The sequence below is a fragment of the Isoptericola sp. NPDC057191 genome (assembly GCF_042670225.1).
In the GTDB taxonomy this organism is placed as follows: domain Bacteria; phylum Actinomycetota; class Actinomycetes; order Actinomycetales; family Cellulomonadaceae; genus Isoptericola.
Genome location: NZ_JBHUWC010000315.1, coordinates 1 through 1,537 on the forward strand (window position 1 = coordinate 1; position 1,537 = coordinate 1,537).

Below are 1,537 nucleotides of genomic sequence, written 5' to 3' on the forward strand. Positions count from 1 at the left end.
CGTATTCGGGCCCGAATACGTGCGCAACCGCCTGTTCGGCGATGCAGAGGGCTCAGAGGAGCAGCGTCGGCTTGATGTCGACGAGGCGGCCCAGGAGGCCGTTGACGAACGACGGCGAGTCGTCCGTGGAGAGCTGGCCGGCGAGGTCGACAGCCTCGTCCACCGCGACGGCGTCCGGGACGTCGTCGTTGTAGAGCAGCTCCCACGTGCCGATGCGCAGCAGCGCCCGGTCGACGGCGGGCATGCGGTCCACGGTCCAGCCCTGCGAGTAGGTGGCCAGCAGCTCGTCGATGCGCTCGCGGTGCGCCACGACTCCCTCGACGAGGTCCACGGTGTACTGCGGGACGGCAGCCTCGGTGTGCGGCTCGATCACGCGGTCCGCGACGAGCACCTGCGGGTCCAGCCCGCGCTGCTCGGCCTCGAAGAGGATGTCGACGGCACGCTTGCGTGCCTTGGTACGTGCGCCCATGTCAGCAGGCGCCCGTCAGTCGTTCACGCGGCCCAGGTACGACCCGTCACGCGTGTCGACCTTGACCTTGGTGCCCTGCTCGAGGAACAGCGGGACCTGGATCTCCGCGCCCGTCTCGAGCGTGGCCGGCTTGGTGCCGCCGGTGGAGCGGTCGCCCTGGAGGCCGGGCTCCGTGTACGTGATCTCCAGGACCACGGACGACGGCAGCTCGACGTACAGCGGCGTGCCGTCGTTCGACGCGACCATGATGTTCATGCCCTCGAGCATGTAGTTGCTCGCGTCGCCCACGGTCGCGGCCGGCACGGTGATCTGGTCGTACGTGTCCGTGTCCATGAAGACGTAGTCCGCACCGTCCATGTACAGGTACTGGAAGTCGCGGCGGTCCACGTTCGCGGTCTCGATCTTGATGCCCGCGTTGAAGGTCTTGTCGACGACCTTGCCGGACAGGACGTTCTTCATCTTCGTCCGCACGAACGCGCCACCCTTGCCCGGCTTGACGTGCTGGAACTCGATGATCGACCAGAGCTGACCGTCGATACGGAGCACGGTGCCGTTCTTGATGTCGTTGGAGGTAGCCACGTTCTTGTTCGTCCTCGGGGTCGGGGTACGGAGAGTCGACGTTCGGGGCCGCAGAGAGCCCGGAACATTCTACAGCGAGACGAGGAGCGCGCGTCCGGCGATCCCGAGCGCGGCCGACCAGACCAGCGACGCCAGCGTCCCCACGACGAACCGCTCGCTCGCCACCGGGTGCTCGCGCAGCTCCGAGAACCGGCCGAGACCCTTGACCGCGACCACCACGGCGACGCCCTCCGGGTAGCCGGCGAGCAGCGCTCCGGTGACGCTCAGCCGTTCCAGCAGCCCGATCCAGGTGCCCCCGCGCAGGACGGTGACGGCCTCGGCCGCCGCCTGCGGCTCGCCCTCGGCGTGCCGCAGGACCCATGGGACCAGCCAGGCACCGCCGCCGACGCTCGCCGCCAGCGTCCCGACCCAGACCCCGACGGCCGCCGCCACCATCGCGAAGCTCACCGTTCTCGTTCCTCCCCGTCGCCCGTCGTCGGTCCCTGACCC

3 protein-coding genes are annotated in these 1,537 nt (G+C 69.2%); all 3 read right to left on the minus strand.

Features of this window, described 5'->3' with window-relative positions:
- Positions 1-52: 52 nt before the first annotated feature.
- Entirely contained in the window at positions 53-469 is a 417-nt protein-coding gene (gene nusB / locus ACFT55_RS20165) for a transcription antitermination factor NusB (RefSeq protein ID WP_380245647.1), read from the minus strand.
- Positions 470-484: 15 nt separating this feature from the next.
- The gene (gene efp, locus ACFT55_RS20170; protein WP_380245649.1) at positions 485-1,048 is read right to left on the minus strand and encodes an elongation factor P; all 564 of its coding nucleotides are present in this window, start codon (positions 1,046-1,048) and stop codon (positions 485-487) included.
- A 69-nt stretch (positions 1,049-1,117) separates the two neighbouring features.
- A complete protein-coding gene (locus ACFT55_RS20175; protein ID WP_380245651.1) occupies positions 1,118-1,495 on the minus strand; it encodes a hypothetical protein in 378 nt (125 codons plus the stop codon).
- Between the last annotated feature and the right edge of the window lie 42 nt (positions 1,496-1,537).